Here is a 20,837-nt window from a genome sequence, read left to right on the forward strand (position 1 = left end):
GAATGTCCGATGCATCGAAGCCCGACCTCGCCGCACTGCGGGAAGCTGCCGCGGCAGCCCAGAAGGCCCTCGAAGATGCGGAACGCGCTGCCGAGCCGGCCCCGGCGGCCGGTGCGGATCCGGCCGTCGCGGATCCCGCTGTCACTGAACCCGCCGTCACTGAACCGGCCGCCGCCGATCCCGCCGTCGCACAGCCCATCGTCGCTCAGCCCACCGGACCCGCCCTCCAGGGCTACGCGGCCGAGGTAGCCGCGGGCTACGCGGCGGAGGCCACGCTGCCGCTGGGCGCCCTGCTCGAAGGCGAGCCGGGCGGGGACGCCATCCCGAACCCGCAGGTCCAGGTCGGTTTCGCGCTCTCGATGCTGAACCGGCACGGCCTCGTCGCGGGCGCGACGGGTACCGGCAAGACCAAGACCCTGCAGGGTATGGCCGAGGGACTCTCCCTGGCCGGCGTGCCCGTCTTCCTCGCGGACGTCAAGGGCGACCTGTCCGGGCTCGCACTCCCCGGTCCGGACAACCCGAAGGTCGCTGAGCGCGCCGCGAGCATCGGACAGGACTGGACGCCCACCCAGTACCCGGTCGAGTTCTACTCGCTGGGCGGCATCGGCAAGGGCGTCCCGATCCGCACGACGGTCACGGACTTCGGGCCGCTGCTGATGTCGAAGGTGCTCGGTCTCAACGAGACGCAGGAGTCGAGCCTCACGCTGATCTTCCACTGGGCCGACAAGAAGGGTCTCGCGCTGCTGGACCTCAAGGACCTGCAGTCGGTGATCGCTCACCTGACCTCGGACGAGGGCAAGGGCGAGCTCAAGGGCATCGGTGGTGTCTCGGCGGCCACGGCAGGTGTCATCCTGCGCGAGATCGTGGGCCTGGAGGGCCAGGGCGCCGACGTCTTCTTCGGCGAGCCCGCCTTCTCGACGTCGGACCTGATCGCCACCAAGGGCGACCTCGGTGTGCTGAGCGTGCTGGAGCTGCCTGCCGTGCAGGACCGGCCGCAACTCTTCTCGACCTTCCTGATGTGGCTGCTCGCGGACCTCTTCCAGGAGCTGCCCGAGGTCGGCGACGTCGACAAGCCGAAGCTCGTGTTCTTCTTCGACGAGGCGCACCTGCTGTTCACCGACGCCTCGAAGGACTTCCTGCAGCAGGTCGTCCAGACGGTCCGGCTGATCCGCTCCAAGGGTGTCGGCGTCTTCTTCGTGACGCAGTCGCCGAAGGACGTGCCGTCCGATGTCCTGGCCCAGCTCGGCAACCGGGTGCAGCACGCGCTGCGCGCCTTCACGCCCGACGACGCGACCGCGCTCCGGGCCGCCGCGCGCACCTTCCCCACGTCGCCGTACGACCTGGAGCGTCTGCTGCAGGAGCTCGGCACCGGCGAGGCGGTGGTCACCGTGCTGACCGAGAAGGGCGCACCCTCGCCGGTCGCGTGGACCCGGGTGCGCGCCCCGCAGGCCTCGATGGATCCCGCGGGCGACGCGGTGATCGACCAGGTGGTGGCCGCGTCACCCGGCCAGGCGAAGTACGGGACGGCGGTCGACGCCGAGTCGGCGTTCGAGCTGCTCCAGGCGAAGGCCCAGGAACAGGCTGCCGGGCGTGCGGCTGCGGACGGCGAGGCCTCGGCCGCCGAGGACGAGCGCGAGATCGCCAAGGAGCGCGTCAAGCTCGAACGAGAGGCCGCTACCCGCGAGAGGGCGGAGGCACGGCACAAGGAGCAGAGCGCCCGGGAGCGCAACCGCGTGGTCGGATCGCTGGCACGAACGGCGGGCACGGTAATAGTCCGGGAACTAACCCGCTCCCTCTTCGGCACCCGCCGCCGCTAACCCTCCGTTGAGTGCTGGGTATTTGTGGGTTCTAGCGGCTAAAACCCACAAATAGCCAGCACTCAACGAACCCGCGAGATCGGGGCTGTGGATAGCAAGCAAGGTCTGGCGGGGCGCTTGACCATAAACACGTGGCATCCGATATCTTCACGGTCTCCGAAGCGCCCGCTCGCGGCGTCAGCAGACACGCATTACGAAACGGCCGGTTCCTTGCCCCGACCTCTGGCGTGCGGGTCGATGACGCCGACCCGTCGCTCATCGACCGCTGCCGAGCGATCGCGCGTGTCATCCACCCAAATGCTGCATTCGCTCGTACGACGGCGCTGCGCCTGCTCGGCGTTGACGTTCCCTGGCAGCTCGAGGACGATCGCGCGATCCACATCGTGACCCCGCGTCGCGGTGAGCGGCCGCAAAGGTACGCGGTTGTCCCACACTTCTGCGGACAGAAGCAGATCGACGTCATCGACCGATTCGGCCTGCGAGTCACGTCGGGTCCGCAGACCTGGCTCCAAGTGGCGCACCGCTTGGACAGGAACAGCCTGGTCAGCCTCGGGGATGCGATGACACGCCGGAAGAACCCCGTGACTACGGCCGATGCTCTGAGCTCTCTGATGCGCGAGACCTTCAAGATGAAGGGGCTCACGCTCTGTCGGGAGGCGATAGAGCTGATCCGTCCCGGCACCGACTCACCGATGGAGACCGACCTGCGACTGCTCATGGTCGACGCCGGGCTCCCCGAGCCCCTGGTCAATGTCCCTGCGCTCGATGCCGAGGGCGGGTTCCTCGCGCTCCCAGACTTGTCATACCCGCACCTCAAGATCGCCATCGAGTACGACGGCGACCACCATCGGACTGACCCGGCGACCTGGCGCCGCGATGTCGAGCGCCGACAGCTCCTGGAGGATGCCGACTGGCTGATCATCACGGCCACAGCGGACGACGTGATCCGCTACCCCGAGCGTTTCATCGCCAGGGTCCGAGCCGCCATCAAGAGGCGCCAGACCCTCGCGGAGCGTTGAGTGCTGGGTATTTGTGGGTTCCAGCGGCTGGAACCCACAAATACCCAGCACTCAACGAGGGGTCAGGCGGGGACTATGTTGACCAGGTTGGGGGCGCGGACGATCACCTTGCGGACGCCGCGGCCGTCCAGGAACTTGACCACGTTCGGCTCGCCGAGCGCCGCCGCCTCCAGGTCCTCCGCCGAGATGTCCGGTGCGACCTCGAATCGCGCGCGCACCTTGCCCTGCACCTGGACCACGCAGGTCACGGTGTCCTGGACCAGGTACTGGGCCTCGGCCGTCGGGAACGGCGCGTGCGCCAGCGACTCCTCGTGCCCGAGCCGCGACCACAGCTCCTCCGCGATGTGCGGCGCGATGGGCGCCGTCATCAGGACGAGCGGCTCCACGGCGGAGCGCGGCACGGCAGAGAGCCCCGTCAGGTGGTTGTTCAGCGTGATGAGCTTGGCGATCGCCGTGTTGGGCCGCATGTGCTCCATCTCGACGCGGACGTCGGCGATGGCGCGGTGCACGGCGCGCAGGGTGGCGGTGTCGGGCTCGTCGTCGGTCACCGTGAGCTCGCCGGTCTCCTCGGAGACGACGTTGCGCCAGAGCCGCTGCAGGAACCGCTGCGAGCCGACGACGGCGCGGGTGTCCCACGGGCGCGACAGGTCCAGCGGGCCCATCGACATCTCGTAGACGCGGAACGTGTCGGCGCCGTACTGCTCGTACATGTCGTCGGGCGTCACGACGTTCTTGAGCGACTTGCCCATCTTGCCGTACTCACGGTTGACGGGCTGGCCCTGCCAGGTGAAGCCGGTCTGCTCGTCGCCCTCGACCTCCTCGGCGGGCACGTACTGGCCGCGCGAGTCGGTGTAGGCGTACGCCTGGATGTAGCCCTGGTTGAACAGCTTGCCGAACGGCTCGATGCTCGTCACGTGGCCCAGGTCGAACAGGACCTTGTGCCAGAACCGCGCGTACAGCAGGTGCAGCACGGCGTGCTCGACGCCGCCCACGTACAGGTCGACGCCGCCGGCCGGGCCGGACGTCGGGTTGTGCTGCGGCCCGAGCCAGTACTGCTCGAGCTCGGGGAGCGCGGCGGCAGAGGTCTCGGTCGGGTCGAGGTAGCGCAGGTAGTACCAGCACGACCCGGCCCAGTTGGGCATGGTGTTGGTGTCGCGGCGGTACTTCTTGGGCCCGTCGCCCAGGTCGAGCGTGACGTACACCCAGTCGTCGTTGCGGCCCAGGGGCGCCTCCGGCTCGGAGTTGGCGTCCTCCGGGTCGAAGGTGCGCGGCGCGTAGTCCGGCACGTCGGGCAGGTTCACCGGGAGCAGCTCGTCGGGGATCGCCACCGGACGGTCGTTCTCGTCCCAGACCACCGGGAACGGCTCGCCCCAGTAGCGCTGGCGGCTGAACAGCCAGTCGTTGAGGCGGTAGGTAGTGGTGCCCTCGCCGATGTTCTTGCTCTCCAGCCAGGCGATGATCTTCGCCTTGGCCTCGACGACACCCAGCCCGTCGAGCGAGATCTCGTCGTTCGAGGAGCGGACGGCGACGCCGTCACCCGCGTACGCGCCGACGTGGTCCGCGGGCAGGCCGCCCTGCGGTTCGACCGTGTGGATGACCGGCAGGTCGTAGGCCTCGGCGAACGCGTAGTCGCGCTCGTCGCCGCCCGGAACGGCCATGATGGCGCCGGTGCCGTAACCCATGAGCACGTAGTCCGCGGTGAACACCGGGACCTGCAGGCCGCTGGTCGGGTTCACGGCCAGGTGTCCGGTGAACACGCCCGTCTTCTTGCCTGCGTCGGCCTGCCGCTCGACGGCGGTCTTCGCAGACGCCTCGCGGCGGTAGGCGGCGACGGCCGCGACCGGGGTGTCGTACCCGCCGGTCCAGCTGCTGCGCGTGCCGTCGGGCCAGGCCGAGGGCACCTCGTCGAGCAGCGGGTGCTCCGGAGCGACCACCATGAAGGTGGCGCCGAACAGCGTGTCGGGGCGGGTGGTGAAGACCTCGAGCGTCCCGGCCGCGCCGGCCGGGTCGCCCTCGGCGGTCCCGACGACGTCGAACCGCACGTTGGCGCCGACGGACCGGCCGATCCAGTTGCGCTGCATCGACTTGACCTTGTCCGGCCAGTCGATCAGCTCCAGGTCGTCGGCCAGGCGGTCCGCGTACGCGGTGATGCGCATCTTCCACTGCCGCAGGTTGCGCTGGAAGACGGGGAAGTTGCCGCGCTCGGACCTGCCGTCGGCGGTGACCTCCTCGTTGGCGAGCACCGTGCCAAGGCCCGGGCACCAGTTCACCGGGGAGGAGTCGACGTAGGCGAGGCGCTGCGCGTCGACGACGTCGCGCTGCTCCTCCGCGCTGAGCGCCGACCAGACGGCACCGCCCGCGTTGTCGCCGTCGTGCCCGGGGACGGGACGCGTGCCCGCGGCCAGCTCGTCGCGCAGCTCGGAGATGCGGCGGGCCCGCCCGCGGCCGGTGCCAGAACCCGTCGACGGGCCGGGGCGCTCGGCCTCGGCGTCGTACCAGGAGTCGAAGATCTGCAGGAAGATCCACTGCGTCCAGCGGATGTACTCCGGGTCGATCGTCGCGAAGGTCCGGCGCGAGTCGTGGCCCAGGCCGAGGCGGCGCAGCTGGCGCCGCATGTTGAGGATGTTGGCCTCGGTGGTGGTGCGCGGGTGCTGACCCGTCTGGACGGCGTACTGCTCGGCGGGCAGGCCGAACGCGTCGTAGCCCAGCGCGTGCAGCACGTTGTCGCCGCACATGCGGCGGAACCGCCCGGTCACGTCCGTGGCGATGTACCCCAGCGGGTGGCCGACGTGCAGCCCCGCACCCGAGGGGTACGGGAACATGTCCATGATGAAGTACGGGTCGCCCTCGGCCGGGCTCCCGCCCGGCCCCGTAAGTCGCCCCTGCGGGTTCGCCGCGTGGAAGGTTCCGCGCTCCTCCCAGACGTCCTGCCAGCGCAGCTCGATCTGCTGCGCGAGGGTCGGGGTGTAGCGGAAACGGGGCTCGTCCGAAGACGTGGTGCGCTCGGGTGCGTCGGGCATGGTCACCCGCCCGAGTCTACCGACCGACGGGGTCCCCGCCCTTCGCTCGTCCACAGGGTGAAGGTTCATCCGACATTCGCTCGCACCTCCCCCGAAGTTCCCTCCTCGGGTGCTCGAATTGCCCGCATGATGCCCTCGTTGCGAAAGGTCCTCGCCACCAGCATCGCCGCCACCTTCGTGTGGACGGCCTCGACCGCCGCCGCCGCGCCGTTGCCCGCGGACGACGCCGACTCCGCCTCCGCCACCGACCCCGCCGGGAACCGCCCGGCCGACCATGTCGTCTTCCTGGCGATCGACGGGTTCGACGTCGAATACCTCGACCTCGTCAGGGACGGAACGGCGCCCATGCCGAACCTTCAAGAACTCCTGCGCCGGGGCAGCGTCACCACCTCGACCGGCGTGATGACCTCGATCACCAACCCGTCGTGGTCGTCGGTGGCGACCGGGGCCTGGCCCGAGACCCACCGCAACACCGCCTACTGGTTCGACCCGGCCACCGGCACGGCCAGGGGTCAGCAGCGTGACCTCGCGGTGCCGACCATCGCCCAGTCGATCCGCGAGCAGGGCGGCACCGTGTTCTCCGCGCAGTGGTTCATCCTGCAGAACTACGGCGTCACCTACGGCGACCCGGACGGCCTCTACACCCAGCCGGGCGGCGACTGCGCCCGCCGCACCGACGACGCCGTCGCCGTGCTGCGTGGCGAGCCCGTCAGCTCGGGCGGGCAGCTGGTGGCCGCGAACGGCATCCCGGAGCTCATGACCGTCTACTGCGACGTCCTCGACGCGATCGGGCACGAGGGCGGCGACGCCGACCCGCGCATCCCCGCCGCCCTCGCCGATATCGACCGGCAGCTCGGACGCATCGTCCAGGCCACGAAGGACGCCGGGACCTACGGCCGTACCGCGTTCGTCATCACCGGCGACCACGGCATGACCACGTTCGACAAGGGCTTCGGCGCCGAGGCGCTGGCCGCGATGGAGGCGGCGGGCTTCGCTCCGCAGATCCTGACCAGCGGCCAGTCGCCGGCTCCGGGCACCGACGTCGCGATAGTCGTCGGCGGCGTCGCGGACGTGCGGATCATCGGCGAGCGCGCGGGTGACCCGGCCGCCGTCCGGCAGCTACGCGCGGCGCTGGAGGCACTGCCGCAGGTGCGGAACGTCTTCGACGAGGACGACCAGAGCCGGATGCACATGAGCCCGAACTACGGCGACCTCGTCGTCGAGCCGAAGCCGGGCTGGTCGTTCGGGGCCACGCCCACCGACCCTGCCGGCCGGCACGGCGCCACCACGGAGCTGCGCGTGCCGCTGGTGCTGGCCGGCGCCGGCGTCCGGCCGGGCGTGCACCCCTGGCGTCCGCGCCACATCGACATCGCGCCGACGATCTCGGCACTGCTGGGCTACGCGCCGCCGTCGGGCAGCGAGGGCAGGACGCTGCGCGAGGCGCTGAGGCGCTGACGGCGGTCGCGACGCCGCGGCCGCGCGGCGCCACGACCGCACGAGCACGGAGATGTCAGGCGGCCTCGTCCCAGGAGATCTCGATCCCCACGGCGGGGCCGCCGTGCTTGCGGGGGCGCCCGACGAGCATGACGAGCATGAACCAGCGGAACCTGTCCGCGGCGCGCCATGCGGAAAGAGGGCCGGCGTCAGAACGAAGCGACCAGGTCCCCGCCGACAGCGAGCATCAGCCACGCCACGGCCACGACGTAGCCGATGACCAGGATGATGCCGCGGTTGCCGACGATCGCGTCCCGCAGGCCGTCGCCCACGCGCAGGTCGCCCGACTGCACGCCCCGCACGATCTGGTACCAGAGCAGCGGCCACATGATGGTCCACACGACCATGCAGTAGGGGCACAGCGCGACGATCACGTGGAAGCTCGTGTACATCAGGAAGAAGACGAGCGCCTGCCCCAGCACGGTCCCGACCAGCAGCGACAGCCAGTACCAGCGCGGCAGACGTGTGCCGAGCAGCAGCATCACGCCCGTCGTGATGACGACAGGGAACGCCGCGACGCCGATGTACGGGTTCGGGAAGCCGAGCAGCGCGCCCTCCCACGAGTCCATGGCGGCGGTGCAGGTCACGAAGAGGTTGATGCTGCAGGACGCCGTCCGCTCCGGCTCGACGAACCCCAGGTACTTCTCCCAGGCGAGGGCGAACGAGGCGATGAACCCGATGCCGCCGAGCACCACCAGGAGCAGGCCCATGGTCCGCGCGCCGAGCGGCGAGCGGTCCGGTGCCGCAACGTCGTTCTGGTCGCTGATCGAGCTGTCCGACGACGTCGTGGTCGCCCCGGTATCGGTCACGCGCCTAACGCTACCGGCCAAGTCTGGGACATTGCTGAAATCAAGGTCACAGAGTTGCGTCCGCCGGCTGGTGGGCTACCCGCTGCCGCCCGAACGCCAGGATCAGGGCGAGCCCGAGAACGGTGACCACTGCCCCGGCCCAGGCCGGAGCGAGATAGCCCCAGCCCGCGTCGATCACGACGCCGCCCAGGAACGCTCCGGCACCGTTGGCCACGTTGAGCCCGGCGTGGCACAGTGCCGCGCCGAGCGACGGCGCGCCGGGCGACAGGTCCATGAGCCGGGTCTGGAACGCGAGGCCCAGGATCTGCGACGTCACACCGAGCAGGAACAGCGAGGCCAGTGCGGGCACCACCCAGCCACCGGTCAGGGCGAACAGCACCAGCGAGGCGGCGGTCGTCGCGAAGCCGATCACCACGGCGCGCAGCACACCGCGGTCGGCCAGCCGTCCGCCGATCTGCATGCCCACGGTCATCCCGACGCCGAACAGCGCGAGCACCCAGGGCACCGCCCCGCCGGGCAGGCCGGTCACCCCGGTCATGGTGGGGGCCACGTAGGTGTAGACCGCGAACATGCCGCCGAAGCCGATGGCGCCCGTCACGAACGCGAACCACAGGGGCACGTTCCGCAGCGTCGCCAGCTCGGTGCGCACCGAGCGCCCGGGTCCGCCGGCGGCGGCCGGCACGAGCCGCCACAGCCCGAGCAGGGTCGCGATGCCGAGCGCGCCGATCAGCACGTAGGACGTGCGCCATCCGAAGGTCTGACCGACCCAGGTGGACAGCGGGACGCCGACGATGTTCGCGATGGTCAGGCCCGTCATCATGGTCGCGACGGCGCGTCCGCGCTGGGCGGGCCCCGCGACGGCGGCGCCCACAGCCGCACCGACGCCGAAGAACGCGCCGTGCGGGAGCCCCGCGAGGAACCGGCCGACGACGAGCCAGCCGATGTCCGGCGCCGCCGCGGACAGCACGTTCGCGAGCGTGTAGGCGCCCATCAGCACGAGCAGCAGGCGCTTGCGCGACATCCGCGCCGCGGCCACGGTCAGCAGCGGCGCCCCGACGACGACGCCGAGCGCGTACGCCGTGATGGTGTGCCCCACCTGCGGGTCGGTCGCGCCGAGGTCGGCGCCGACGTCGGGCAGCAGGCCCATCGCGGCGAACTCGGTGGTGCCGATGGTGAAGCCGCCGACGGCCAGCGCGACGAGCGCGGGCGCCGCGCGGCGCATCGAGCTCTTGCCGGACGTCTCGTCGGGGGCAGGCTGAGAGGGGCTGGTCGCCATGGGGTCTCCAGGAGTGTCGTATCGATTCGGGGGACCGTCGGCGACACCGGCGACGAGCAAGAGGGGAACGGAGAGGAGACTACTCCTGAGTGACCCACACGCGGGAAGCCGCCAGCAGGCCGAGATCGGCCACCCGCTCGGAAGAGTCGGCCGACCCGTCGGTCGGCTGCCAGGACACCGCTACCGTGCCGGCGAACTCGCGCCGCGTCGTGACCTCCACCCGCATGTCCAGGTCCAGGCCGAGCTCGGCGAGGTAACGCAATGCCTCGGGGTCTGCGTCGGAGATGCGGGCCACCGTGCCGACGTCCCCGGCGTGCATCGACGACAGGGGCACCGCGTCGGGCCGCACCACTGTGCCGTCCGCCGCCGGGATCGGGTCACCGTGCGGATCGCGCGACGGGTTGCCCAGCCGTGCGGCCATGCGTTCGACGAAGACGTCCGAGACCGCGTGCTCCAGCACCTCCGCCTCGTCGTGCACCTCGTCCCAGCCGTAACCGAGCTGGTCCACGAGGAACGTCTCCAGGAGCCGGTGCCTGCGCACCATCACCAGCGCGAGACGGCGCCCGTCGTCGGTCAGGCGGATCGCCCCGTACCGCTCGTGCTCCAGCAGGCCCTGCCCGGACAGGCGGCGCACCGTCTCCGAGACCGTGGAGGCGCCCACACCCAGCCGGTCGGCGAGATGCTTGGTGGTCACCTTCTCGTCCGACCACTCCTGGGCAGACCACACCGCCTTCAGGTAGTCCTGGGCGACGGGCGTCAGCTCGGCCGGGTCGGTTGTGATCTCCACGCGCCAAGCCTAGTTGTCCTGGGCAGACGGCGACGGGGACGACCCGATGCCGGACAGCACACTGCCGGCGTCGTCGCCGGGAACCTCGTCGGGCAGCGGGACCGTGGGCGGGATCGGCTGTCGCTCGCCCACGACCGCCTCCCCCTCCGTGGTGACCTCGACCAGCTGCCAGTCCACGAACTGACGGCGCTCGGGGTCGAACCGCAGCACCGTCATCTCCGACGAGTCCCGCAACGGCCCCACCGACGCGTTGCCCTTCGTCGCCCCGCCGGTGCTGGCGTTCACGTACCGAACGCCGTACCCCACGACGTCCGGCCCGATCCGCTTGTGCATGTGCCCGGAGATCTGGAACGGCACGCAGCCCGACTCCAGCGCCGCGTCGCCCACGGCCGGCTGGTGGACCAGCAGCAGGTCGACCCGCTCCTCCCCGGTGAACCCGCCGAGCCCCGGCTCCCCCGCCGCGTCGCACGCCACGTCCCGCAGCCGGTCGCCGGCCTCCTCCGGCGTCTCCTCACGAGCCATCACCGTCCCGCCACCGATCCGCGTCTCCAGCGGGTCCCGGTCGCCGAGGATGCGCACACCCTCCACCTCGACGACGTCGCCGTCCAGCACGATCTGCCGGTTCGCGAGCTCCGTCGCGGTCGTCAGGCGCGAGTCGTGGTTGCCGTCCGAGACCACGAACGGGACGCCGTCGGGTACGGCGGACGCGAACGAGTCCACGCACACCGACTCCACGCTCGTACCGTTGATCGTCGTGTCCCCGGCATTCAGCATGACGTCCGGCCTCAGCCGGTCGGCCAGATCACGGATCAACGGCGTCATCCCCGTATTGCAGTGCAGGTCCGAGACCAGCAGGAACGTCACGTAGTCGGTTCCCTCCGGGGTGCCCGACGCCGAGCCCGACGGCTGCGGACCCGCCTCCGCCGCCTCTTCGTGCGCGACCCGCTCGTCCCACGCCTCGTTCAGCCGCTCGCGCGCCCCCGCGTAGAACACCTCGTTCGCCTGATACGTCTCGACCAGCTGGCCGCTGTACGTGTCGATGACGCTCGCCAGGCGGCCCGTGATGCGCGCGCCCTCCAGCGCCGTCCCCTCGAACACCGGCGAGGCGGGCAGCGTGGCCCTGTCCTCCGGCCCGGCGCTCGCCGTGACGGTCGCGGCCACGAGCGCGGCGACGAGCACCCCGCCGGTGATCTTCCCGGTGCGCGGGGTGAGCGTCCGGCCGAGCTCCCGGCGTCGGGCGGGCCCGAGCAGGGCCCGCACGCCGAACCCGGCAGCGACCAGCACGACCGCCGCCGCGCCCGCGCCACGGACCGCGTCCCAGATCAGCGCCCAGGCGACGGTCCGCACCGTCTGCTGCGGGCTGTCGAAGAACTGGAGGTACCCGTCGAGGTCGCCCACGAGCGCGTCGAAGCTGGCGGTGTCCACCGCCGAGAGGTCAGCGGGGATCTCGTGCACGGTGATCCGCACCCCGAGCGTGAGCGGCAGCGGGGAGTCGGTGACGACGGTGCCGAGCGGGCCGAGGTCCGCGACCAGGCTGTCGTCCGCGGTGACCGAGTACGTGGCCTCGTGCGGGCCGAGGCTCAGGTCTGCCTGCGCGGTAGCGATCCCGAACGTGAGGGCCACCAGGGCTGCGGCTACGCCGGTCAGGGTCCAGCGCAGCCAGAGGGGCGGTTTGGTACGACTCATCGGCTCTACCTTGTCATGGGGTGCGCCCACCCGCGGCTTGCCTGGCGAACCGCTGCCCAGTGCGTCCGGCGGGTCGGTGACCGGTCTGCCGGGGGCGGACGGCACGATGGCGCGGTGTTCACGCTTCGATCCGTCTGGCGGCCGGCCGCACCCGTGGCACGCGTCTGGTCGGTGCTGGCCGACCCGCGGTTCACCTGGCCCGACTGGTGGCCAGGGCTCACCGCCGCGGCGACCCGGCCCGTCGTCGGGCCCGATGGGCTTGCCGGGGCCGGGACCTGGGCCGACCTGCGGGTCCGGAGCCCGCTGGGGTATTCGCTACGGTTCCGGCTCGATCTGCGGCAGACGACGGCGCCGTCGGACGGCGAGCCGGGTCGCGCACTGCTCGACGTGTCCGGTGATCTGGCGGGGACCGCTGAGGTGGCGGTGCGCGGGGTGGGGGTCCCGACGGGCTCGACAGGCTCGCCCGACGGAGAGTCCACCGAGGTCCAGCTTCTGTGGCTGGTGTCCCCGGTCCCCGCATGGTTCCGGATTGCCGCGCGGATCGGCCCCGCACCGCTCGGCTGGGCCCATGCCCACGTGATGCGGGCCGGCGAGCGCGGGCTGGCGGAACGGCTGCGTGGCTGACCCGATCAGCCGGCCTTCTGCGACTTCGACCTGGACTTCGGCTTCGAGGTCGTCTTCGAGGTCGAGGTAGATCGCGAACCGGACTTCGACTTGGACTTCGACTCCGCGACGCTGCGCTTGAGCGCCTCCATGAGGTCGACCACCTCGGCGCCCTCGCCGTCGCCCTCGGCGGCCTCGCCGAACGTCGCCGCCGTGTCGACGGACTCGCCCGACTCGAGCTTGGCCTCGACGAGCTTGCGCAGCTGCACCTGGTACTCGTCCTCGTAGTCCTCGGGCGTGAAGTCCGCCTCGAAGCTGCTGACGAGCTGCGCCGACATCGTGAGCTCCTTCTCGGAGACCTTCGCCGGCTCGTCGAGCGACGGGAACGCGGCCTCGCGGATCTCGTCGGCCCACAGGAGGGTCTGCAGCACGAGCACCTCGTCGCGCACGCGCAGCGCGGCCAGCCTGGTGCGCTGGCGCAGCGCGAACTTCACGACGGCGGTGCGGTCGGTCTCCTCCAGCGTGCGGCGCAGCAGCACGTACGCCTTCGTGGACTTGGAGTCGGGCTCGAGGTAGTACGTCCTGTCGAGCATGATCGGATCGATCTGCTCGCTGGGCACGAACTCCACCACCGAGATCTCGCGGTCCCGTTCGGCCGGGAGATCGGCGAGATCCTTCTTGGTGAGCACCACCGTGCGCTCACCGTCGTCGTAAGCGCGGTCGATGTGCTCGTACGGCACCACCTCACCGTCGATCTCGCACACACGCTTGTACCGGATACGTCCACCGTCGGCGTCGTGTACCTGATGCAGCGGGACGTCGTGGTCCTCGGTCGCGCTGTACAGCTTGACCGGAACGTTGACGAGGCCGAAGGTCACGGCACCCTTCCAGATCGCCCTCATCCTTCTATAGTGCGCCCCAAGCGCACCACATGCCCAGGTTTCGGTCTGGGCCGACGGTCTGGGCCTAGGTCAAAGACCCGCGCGGTCCAGCTTCGCGCACAGCTCCGCGTTGGTGGGCTCCACGAGCTGCGAACCGTCGGGGAACACCAGGACCGGGATGGTCTTTCGCCCGGTCAGGGCCTCGGCCTCGTCCGCGCGGGTGGGGTCGGCAGCGAGGTCCACGTAGACGTACTTCACGCGGCGGATGTCGAGCACCGCCTTGCTGCGGCGGCAGTCGCGGCACCATTCGGCGCCGTAGACGGTGAGCTGCTGAGGTCGGGCGATCGAAGGGGTGTCGACCGCAGCCGCCCGGGGCGCTGCCAGCACGTCGATCGCAAGGCTGTCCGAAATCACTCGCCGGAGCCTAACGGAGTCCGCGCCGCCGTCACGACCCTCCGCGACGTGATCTCGGCGACGTCATCTCCTCGTCACCTCCGCGACTCCTGGGCAAGGGAACGCGACACGCTGCACGATGGTGTGATGGCGTCCACACAGCAGACGGTCATGGTCGAGGGGCACCGCCTGCGCCTGAGCAACCTCGACAAGGTGATGTACCCGGCGTCGGGCACCACCAAGGGCGAGGTGCTGCACTACCTGACGCAGGTCGCGCCGGTGCTGCTGCCGCACGCCGCCAACCGGCCCGCGACGCGCAAGCGGTGGCCCGACGGCACCGGCGGGCAGATGTTCTTCCAGAAGAACCTCGACGCCTCGACCCCCGACTGGGTCAAGCGCCGCTCCATCCAGCACAAGACCTCGTCCAACGACTACGTGCTGGTCAACGACCTCGCGACCCTCACATGGCTGGGCCAGACCGCGACCCTCGAGCTGCACACCCCGCAGTGGCAGTTCGGCCGCACGGGCGCGCGCCTGGACCCCGACCGCCTCGTGCTCGACCTCGACCCCGGCCCCGGAGCGGGCCTCACCGAGTGCGCGGAGGTGGCCCGCTGGGCCCGCGAGATCCTGCAGGGCATGGGCCTTGAGCCCTACCCCGTGACGTCCGGGTCCAAGGGGATCCACCTGTACGCGGCGCTCGGCAAGGCGCAGGACACCCGCCTCGACTCCGACGCCGTCTCCGCCGTCGCGCACGAGCTCGCGCGCTACCTCGAGGCAGAGCACCCGGACCTCGTCGTCAGCGACATGAGCAAGAAGCTGCGGTCGGGCAAGGTGCTGGTCGACTGGTCGCAGAACAACGGCAGCAAGACCACCATCGCGCCCTACTCCCTGCGCGGACGCGAGCGGCCGTGGGTGGCCGCTCCCCGCACCTGGGACGAGCTCGAGGACCCCGGCCTGGCGCAGCTCACGCCCGAGGAGGTCGTGGCGCGCATCGAGGCCGACGGCGACCTCCTCGCGCCTCTGCTCGAAGGTCACCTGTCAGCACTGGAGCCGACGACGGAGCGGCTGGCCACCTTCGAGAAGCTGGGGACCTACCGGGCCAAGCGGGACCCGGCGAAGACGCCGGAGCCGTTCGGGCCGGAGGAGGCCTCGACAGGCTCGACCACCGGAGGCGCAGGCTCGACCACCGGCGGGCCGGACGCGCCCACCTTCGTCATCCAGGAGCACCACGCCCGCCGTCTGCACTGGGACTTCCGCCTCGAGCACGACGGCGTGCTCGTCAGCTGGGCGCTCCCCCGCGGCGAACCCACCGACCCCGCCAAGAACCACCTCGCCGTGCAGACCGAGGACCACCCCCTGGAGTACGGCTCCTTCGAGGGCACCATCCCGAGCGGCGAGTACGGCGCCGGGGAGGTCACCATCTGGGACTCGGGCACCTACGAGCTCGAGAAGTGGCGCGACGACGAGGTGATCGTCACCCTCCGCTCCGCCGAGCGCGGCGCCCGGCGTCTGGCCCTGATCCGCACCGGCGGCCGCGACGGCGACGCCGAGAACAACTGGCTCATCCACCTGACCAAGTCCCAGCCAGGCTCCCCCGAACCGTTGAGTGCTGGGTCTTCGCCCTCCGCACGGGGCCGAAAGGGGCAAAAACCCAGCACTCAACCGAGCAAGCGCGAGCGGGTGCGGCGGCCCATGCTCGCCACCAACGCCGCACCCGGCGAGCTCACCGAACCCGACGACTGGATGTTCGAGATGAAGTGGGACGGGTTCCGCACCCTCGCCCACGTCCAGGACCCCGAGACGGTGCGGCTCATCAGCCGCTCCGGCCAGGACCTCACCGTCACCTTCCCCGAGCTCGTGGCGCTCGCGGGCCAGGTCGACCCGTCCAGGCTCCCCGTCGTGCTCGACGGCGAGATCGTCGCCCTCGACCGGGACGGCCGCCCCGACTTCCGCCGCCTCCAGCAGCGCGCCAACCTCCGCAAGGAGGGCGACGTCGCACGCGCCCGGGCCCGCGTCCAGGTCGACCTCATGCTCTTCGACGTCCTCGAGGCCGACGGCGACGACGTCACCCACGAGCCCTGGACCGAACGGCGCGAGCTGCTCGAGTCCCTCGTCACGCCCCGCGCCCCCATCCACCTCCCACCCGTGTTCGAGGGCGACCTCGACGCCGCCATGCGCACCTCCCGCACCCTGCGGCTGGAAGGCGTGGTCGCCAAGCGCCGCACCTCCACCTACGCGGAACGGCGCTCACGCGAATGGCTCAAGCTCAAGCACAGCGCCATGCAGGAGGTGGTCATCGTGGGCTGGCGCCCGGGCCGGGCCAACGCCTCCGTGATGGGCTCGCTGCTCATGGCGGTGCCCGAGCAGAGTGCGGACGGCGACGGCCTGCGCTACGTCGGCCGCGTCGGGACGGGCTTCACCGAGCGCGAGCGCCGGGAGATCACCGCCCAGCTGCGGGCGATGGAGCGCAAGACACCCGGCGCGTCCGGTGTGCCGAAGGAGGACGCGTCGGACGCGCGCTGGGTGACGCCCCGGCTGGTGGGCGAGGTGACGTACGCCGACTGGGTGGAGGGCAGCGACGGCGCATCGGGTGAGCGGCGGATGCGGCACTCCGTGTGGCGCGGCTGGCGGCCGGACAAGTCGCCGGACGAGGTGGTGGCGGAGCTGCCCGGGCCGGCGTGAGGCGGCGCCCGCTTGGCACACTTTTACTGAACATTCCTATTCTTCTGTGGGCCACCGACGTACCGTGTTGCGCGACGGACGGAGGACATGGATGTTCAGCTACCCCAAGCGTCTGGCCGCCCCTACGGCCATCCTTGCCGCGATCACGCTCGCGGCCGTCCCGGCGACAGCAGTCGCCGCACCCGGCGCCGCCCCCAGCGGCTCCACCGCACAACAGCTCGCGCCGCAGCTCGCCCACGGCCTGCGCGACCCCTTCCCCCAGATCGAACTCCCGGACCGCATAGAGCTGCCCGACGGCTTCCAGCCCGAGGGGATCACGACGGCCGGCCCGGTCGCCTGGTTCGGCTCGCTCGCCGACGGCGACATCTACCGCGCCGATCTCCTGACCGGTGAGGGCGAGGTGATCAGCCAGGGACCCGGCACGCCGTCGGTGGGGCTCACCGTGGATGCCCGCGGGCGCCTGTTCGTCGCCGGCGGCCCGGGTGGCGGCGCGCGCGTCGTCGACGGGCGCTCGGGCGAGGTCCTCGCGACGTACGACCTCGGCGGCGGCTTCGTGAACGACGTGGTCGTGACCCGCGACTACGCGTACTTCACCGACTCGCAGCGTGCCGTCGTCCACCGGCTGCACCTCGGGCCGCGCGGCAAGCTCACGGACACGCACGACGAGCTGGCCCTGCACGGCGACTGGGAGCAGGTCGACGGGTTCAACGCCAACGGCATCACCACCGCGCCCGACGGCAAGAACCTGCTCGTCGTGAACTCGACGACCGGCGACCTCTTCCGCGTCGACCGGGACAACGGGCATGCGGACCGGGTGGACCTCGGCGACGCGAGGCTCACCAACGGCGACGGGATGCTCCGGACCGGTCGCACGCTCTACGTCGCGCAGAACACGAGCAACCAGGTGGCGACGCTGCGGCTCGGCCGGACGGCGTCGGAGGGCCGGGTAGTGCAGACCCGCACCAGCGACGACTTCGACACGCCCACCACCATCGCCCGCTTCGCGGGTGCCCTGTACCTGCCGAACGCCCGGTTCACCACGACACCCGAGGACGACACCGAGTACTGGGTGACGCGCCTGCCGCTGCACTGAGCGACGGGCCCCTGCGCCCCGGCCCACCCGGCGGTCGCGGAATAGCCGCGTCCGCCGGGCGGGTTGTCGCTGGCATGCGAGCCATCACGTATTCGAAGTTCGGCAGTGCCGACGTCCTCGAGCTCACCGACCAGCCCGACCCGCACATCGGTCCCGACACCCTGCTCGTCCGGGTGAAGGCCGCGTCGGTGAACCCGGTCGACTGGAAGATCCGCCAGGGCTACCTGGAGGGCCTGATCGACACGGTGTTCCCGGCGGTCCCTGGCTGGGACGTCGCGGGCGTCGTCGAGCAGGTGGGCCTGGACACCCCCGAGTTCCAGGTGGGCGACGAGGTGTACGGCTACGTCCGCAAGGACACCGTGCAGGGTGGCACGTTCGCCGAGCTCGTCGCGGCGCCCGTGCGCACGCTGGCCCGCAAGCCGGCGTCACTGAGCTTCGAGGAAGCGGCAGCGGTGCCGCTCGCGGGCCTCACGGCCTACGAGGCGATCAAGCGTGCGGGGGTCGTCGAGGGGCAGACGGTGCTGGTGCACGCCGCGGCCGGCGGAGTCGGCACGTTCGCCGTGCAGATCCTCAAGGCGCTGGGCGCGCACGTCATCGGTACCGCGAGCGAGGCGAACCACGAGTTCCTGCGCAAGCTCGGCGCCGAGCCCGTCACCTACGGCGACGGCCTCGCCGACCGGGTCCGCGCCGTCGCGCCCGACGGCGTCGACGTCGTCCTCGACTTCGTCGGCGGTGGGGCAGTGGCCGCGAGCGCCGAGCTCCTGGCCGACGGCGGCACGATCGCGTCGATCGCCGACCCCACCGCGCGCACCGAGCACGGCGGACACTACGTCTGGGTCCGGCCGTCGGCGGCGGACCTCGACGCGCTCACCGCGCTCTTCGACGCCGGCAAGCTGACCGTGGAGATCGCGCAGGTCTTCGACCTGGCCGACGCCGCGGACGCGCACCGGGCCAGCGAGACGGGCCACACCCGCGGCAAGGTGGTCGTCCGGGTCTGACGCCAGGCGCGGGCCGGCGGGAGGATCCGCCGGCCCGCGGGGCTGTGGGAGATCAGGGGCGGTGGGAGATCAGGGGCGGTGGGAGATCAGTCGAACACCGGCGGATAGCCGATGACGCCCCTCAGCCCGGGGTCCTTCCCGTCGTAGCCAGGCAGCAGGTAGACCTGGGCCGCCTCGGGCGGGGCCCAGTCCGGCAGGTGCATGGTGATCCCGTGGTCGCGGGCCGGAAGGAAGCCGAGCGCGCCGTAGTACTTCGGGCTGCCCTCGAGGACGACGTACGGTTCCCCCGCGGCCTCCGCGCCGGCGAGGGCGGCCCGCACCAGTGCGGCACCGATGCCACGGCGCTGGTGCTCGGGGCTGACGGCGAGGGGCGTGAGCATCGCTACCGTGCGCTCGCCGGCGCTGTTGGTGACCGTGCAGCCGTCGATCATGACGTGGCCGACGACCTCGCCGTCGGACACCGCGACGAGCGCGAGCGCCGGCCGGTAGATCCAGGACTCGCGGACCCGGTCCACGCCGTCGGCGACCCGGTCCTCGCCGAATGCCGCGACCAGCACCTTCCGGATCGCCGAAAAATCCTCGGGCCGCTCGGGCCGGATCTCCCAGGCGCTCACGCGTCGGCTGCCTCGGTCGGCGCCGACTGGGCCGCGACCTCGGCCTCGGCCTCCGAGCGGAGGACGCAGAACTCGTTGCCCTCCGGGTCGGCGAACGTCACCCAGCCGGTGCCGGGGCCGTACTTCCCCCGGTGGTCGCCCTGCACCGTCGCGCCGTGCGCGATGACCCGCTCGACCTCGGTGTCCCGCAGGTCCGTCCGGGGACGCAGGTCGAGGTGGAGCCGGTTCTTGACCGACTTGCCCTCCGGCACCTCGACGAACAGGACCGACACACCCTTGCCGGCCGGATCCACGATCATGCACTCCTCGTGGCCCGGTAGGTTCGGGTCGCCGGGTACGTCCTCGTACCCGAGCACCGGTTTCCACCACTGGGACAGCGAGTAGGCGTCGGAGCAGTCCACGGTCAGATGCGAGATAAAGGAAGTCACGCGGCGACCGTGACACACCCGCCCCGCCCCACCAACCCTTTTCCGCCCCCGCCCCTCACGGCTAAGTGTGGTCGGCAGAACGTCAGGTGGTCGGTACCTCGGAATGCCGACTACCTGACGTTCTGCCGACTGCTCGAAGGGCTCGGCGGCGGCGGGAGCAGGCGGATCGGGCGCAACGACGCGCGTACCTCGTCCGGGACGTGGCGGAGCACCCGGGCAAGGGCAGGACCGGCGCCGTCCGAGGACGTCACGCGCACCACCCCCCAGCGTTCCTCCCGGAGGTAGTCCTCGCGACGCTTCTCGTCGAAGAGCGCGCGGTCGGCGTCGTGCCCGGGGCCGAGCGCCCCCGCGACGTACTTCACTCGGCCGTCGAACTCGGCCAGCAGCCGAAATGGCGTCCAACCCAGGTCAGCGCGAAACTCACCGTGAGGCGTACTCACCCGAAGCTGGGTGACCGGGCGGGGAAGGCCCGCTCGCAGCACCAGATATCGCAGCCAGGTCTCCCATGCCGACTCGGCGCCTCTGTCCGCCAGTTCGAGCACCAGGAGTGCACGACGGCGCCCACGCACGTCACGCATACCTCCGACCAGCTCGCGGACAACTCCGAGGTCCAGCCCCAGCGTGAGCGCATGGTCCACGATGACGAGCGCGAGCAACGGGTGCAGCGAGACACAGCAGTCCGCAACGGTACGTTCCAGACTCGTCACCGCAAGGCCACCGACCTCGGTCCGCTCGTGCGCACCGAGGGTCAGGCGATGTCGCGCGATGTCGCGGGCGGACGCCGAGGACGCTCGATAGTCCTGTATGACGTGTACGCGTTGCGGCAGCTGCCACAGGCGAAGCCCGTGCAGCAAGGCGGCCGACTCGTGGCTCACGCAGACGTGACGAAGCTGGGTGCCGACGGCGACGATTCGGGCGACCGCACGCTCGGTCGCATCCCGGTACCGGTCGCCCGTCGAGGTCCGCCTGTCGCGATAGGCGCCTCGGCGTATCTTCTCGATCTTCTTGTCCCGGAGTGCTCGGCGCAGCGACTCGCGGTCGTGCTCCCGCGCGAGGAGTATCTCTGTCTCGTTCACGCACCGACTGTCGCCCAGCCCCGGCCCTGCAAAAACCGCCTGTGCACAACTCCCCATCACCCCGACCTGTGGTCACCCTCGCGCACTGAGCCAGAGATGGAGATGGTCGGCAGAACGTCAGGTGGTCGGTACCTCGGAATGCCGATTACCTGACGTTCTGC

At 71.1% G+C, this 20,837-nt stretch carries 17 protein-coding genes; 7 read left to right on the forward strand and 10 right to left on the reverse strand.

The window, feature by feature from the left end:
- Positions 1-2: 2 nt before the first annotated feature.
- Positions 3-1,817 (forward strand): helicase HerA-like domain-containing protein, encoded by a 1,815-nt coding sequence (locus ACFO6V_RS10225; protein ID WP_377134866.1) that lies wholly within the window; start codon positions 3-5, stop codon positions 1,815-1,817.
- A 131-nt stretch (positions 1,818-1,948) separates the two neighbouring features.
- Entirely contained in the window at positions 1,949-2,836 is an 888-nt protein-coding gene (locus ACFO6V_RS10230) for an endonuclease domain-containing protein (protein WP_377134868.1), read from the forward strand.
- A gap of 62 nt (positions 2,837-2,898) precedes the next feature.
- Here the strand turns inward: ACFO6V_RS10230 and leuS are convergent, their stop codons facing one another.
- Positions 2,899-5,856, reverse strand: a complete 2,958-nt coding sequence (gene leuS / locus ACFO6V_RS10235) for a leucine--tRNA ligase (protein WP_377135209.1) — start codon at positions 5,854-5,856, stop codon at positions 2,899-2,901.
- Between the two features lie 126 nt (positions 5,857-5,982).
- On the opposite strand from leuS, the gene ACFO6V_RS10240 reads away from it, so the two are divergent.
- Complete coding sequence (locus ACFO6V_RS10240; RefSeq protein WP_377134870.1) at positions 5,983-7,311, forward strand: alkaline phosphatase family protein; 1,329 nt, start codon at positions 5,983-5,985, stop codon at positions 7,309-7,311.
- A gap of 188 nt (positions 7,312-7,499) precedes the next feature.
- On the opposite strand, the gene ACFO6V_RS10245 is transcribed toward ACFO6V_RS10240, so the two are convergent.
- The 4 genes from ACFO6V_RS10245 to ACFO6V_RS10260 all read right to left on the reverse strand — a co-directional run bounded on the left by ACFO6V_RS10245 (position 7,500) and on the right by ACFO6V_RS10260 (position 11,908).
- Positions 7,500-8,159: a vitamin K epoxide reductase family protein gene (locus tag ACFO6V_RS10245; protein ID WP_377134872.1), complete on the reverse strand. Its 660-nt coding sequence runs from the start codon at positions 8,157-8,159 to the stop codon at positions 7,500-7,502.
- 46 nt (positions 8,160-8,205) lie between these two features.
- On the reverse strand, positions 8,206-9,435 hold the full coding sequence (locus ACFO6V_RS10250; protein WP_377134874.1) for an MFS transporter: 1,230 nt from the start codon (positions 9,433-9,435) through the stop codon (positions 8,206-8,208).
- Between the two features lie 79 nt (positions 9,436-9,514).
- Positions 9,515-10,222 (reverse strand): metal-dependent transcriptional regulator, encoded by a 708-nt coding sequence (locus ACFO6V_RS10255; RefSeq protein WP_377134876.1) that lies wholly within the window; start codon positions 10,220-10,222, stop codon positions 9,515-9,517.
- Positions 10,223-10,231: 9 nt separating this feature from the next.
- Positions 10,232-11,908 carry a metallophosphoesterase family protein gene (locus tag ACFO6V_RS10260; protein ID WP_377134878.1) on the reverse strand — a complete coding sequence of 559 codons (1,677 nt, stop codon included), beginning with the start codon at positions 11,906-11,908 and terminating at the stop codon, positions 10,232-10,234.
- A gap of 114 nt (positions 11,909-12,022) precedes the next feature.
- Here ACFO6V_RS10260 and ACFO6V_RS10265 point away from each other — a divergent pair, with 114 nt between their 5' ends.
- Positions 12,023-12,532, forward strand: coding sequence for an SRPBCC family protein (locus ACFO6V_RS10265; protein ID WP_377134880.1), 510 nt, complete (start codon positions 12,023-12,025; stop codon positions 12,530-12,532).
- Between the two features lie 5 nt (positions 12,533-12,537).
- Here ACFO6V_RS10265 and ku read toward each other — a convergent pair whose 3' ends face one another.
- Positions 12,538-13,413, reverse strand: a complete 876-nt coding sequence (ku, locus tag ACFO6V_RS10270; RefSeq protein ID WP_377134882.1) for a non-homologous end joining protein Ku — start codon at positions 13,411-13,413, stop codon at positions 12,538-12,540.
- A gap of 69 nt (positions 13,414-13,482) precedes the next feature.
- Positions 13,483-13,806 carry a glutaredoxin family protein gene (locus tag ACFO6V_RS10275; RefSeq protein ID WP_377134884.1) on the reverse strand — a complete coding sequence of 108 codons (324 nt, stop codon included), beginning with the start codon at positions 13,804-13,806 and terminating at the stop codon, positions 13,483-13,485.
- A gap of 126 nt (positions 13,807-13,932) precedes the next feature.
- Between ACFO6V_RS10275 and ACFO6V_RS10280 the strand changes: the two genes are divergently transcribed.
- From ACFO6V_RS10280 to ACFO6V_RS10290, 3 genes are all read left to right on the forward strand, one after another.
- Positions 13,933-16,467, forward strand: a complete 2,535-nt coding sequence (locus ACFO6V_RS10280; RefSeq protein ID WP_377134886.1) for an ATP-dependent DNA ligase — start codon at positions 13,933-13,935, stop codon at positions 16,465-16,467.
- Positions 16,468-16,558: 91 nt separating this feature from the next.
- Complete coding sequence (locus ACFO6V_RS10285) at positions 16,559-17,560, forward strand: SMP-30/gluconolactonase/LRE family protein (RefSeq protein ID WP_377134888.1); 1,002 nt, start codon at positions 16,559-16,561, stop codon at positions 17,558-17,560.
- A gap of 74 nt (positions 17,561-17,634) precedes the next feature.
- Positions 17,635-18,558, forward strand: coding sequence for an NADP-dependent oxidoreductase (locus ACFO6V_RS10290; RefSeq protein ID WP_377134890.1), 924 nt, complete (start codon positions 17,635-17,637; stop codon positions 18,556-18,558).
- Between the two features lie 86 nt (positions 18,559-18,644).
- Here ACFO6V_RS10290 and ACFO6V_RS10295 read toward each other — a convergent pair whose 3' ends face one another.
- From ACFO6V_RS10295 to ACFO6V_RS10305, 3 genes are all read right to left on the reverse strand, one after another.
- Positions 18,645-19,172: a GNAT family N-acetyltransferase gene (locus tag ACFO6V_RS10295; RefSeq protein WP_377134892.1), complete on the reverse strand. Its 528-nt coding sequence runs from the start codon at positions 19,170-19,172 to the stop codon at positions 18,645-18,647.
- On the reverse strand, positions 19,169-19,600 hold the full coding sequence (locus ACFO6V_RS10300) for a VOC family protein (protein WP_377134894.1): 432 nt from the start codon (positions 19,598-19,600) through the stop codon (positions 19,169-19,171). Before ACFO6V_RS10300 ends, ACFO6V_RS10295 begins: the two co-directional genes overlap by 4 nt.
- Before the next feature lie 110 nt (positions 19,601-19,710).
- The gene (locus tag ACFO6V_RS10305) at positions 19,711-20,676 is read right to left on the reverse strand and encodes a hypothetical protein (RefSeq protein WP_377134896.1); all 966 of its coding nucleotides are present in this window, start codon (positions 20,674-20,676) and stop codon (positions 19,711-19,713) included.
- Positions 20,677-20,837 lie beyond the last annotated feature (161 nt).

Source organism: Promicromonospora alba, assembly GCF_042654905.1.
GTDB lineage: Bacteria > Actinomycetota > Actinomycetes > Actinomycetales > Cellulomonadaceae > Promicromonospora > Promicromonospora alba.